Raw genomic sequence first — 308 nt, 5'->3', positions numbered from 1 at the left:
TAGATCTTAGATAGAAAATACACAAAGTGTGAGCATAATTACTTCTTTTTATACAAATTTCTTTCCCTAAAGATTTGATGCATATAGTTGCATTCGGTATTCATATTAGTTATTATGTAATTGATCAATCAATAAATAAACATGAGTAGGTGGTTCCGTATGGCTAGACCAAAAAAAGAAAGACGTAAGGAAGATATTCTTGAAGCAGGGTTGGAGGTTTTTGCAAAAAGAGGTTACTATAATACAACTACTGCACTCATTGCAGAAAAGGCGGGCATTTCTCAACCTTATGTCTTTAAATTTTTTAA

Annotated in this window: 1 protein-coding gene; it reads left to right on the top strand. The window is 31.5% G+C overall.

The window, feature by feature from the left end; all coding sequences use genetic code 11:
• Positions 1-159 precede the first annotated feature (159 nt).
• Positions 160-308, top strand: a 149-nt coding sequence (locus JKP73_RS22525; RefSeq protein WP_200412023.1) for a TetR/AcrR family transcriptional regulator, incomplete at its 3' end; no start/stop codon positions are given.

Source organism: Virgibacillus salexigens (genome assembly GCF_014905415.1).
Classification (GTDB): domain Bacteria; phylum Bacillota; class Bacilli; order Bacillales; family Amphibacillaceae; genus Virgibacillus; species Virgibacillus salexigens.
The sequence above is the reverse complement of the archived record's forward strand: the minus strand, read 5'-3'. Positions and strand labels throughout refer to the sequence as shown.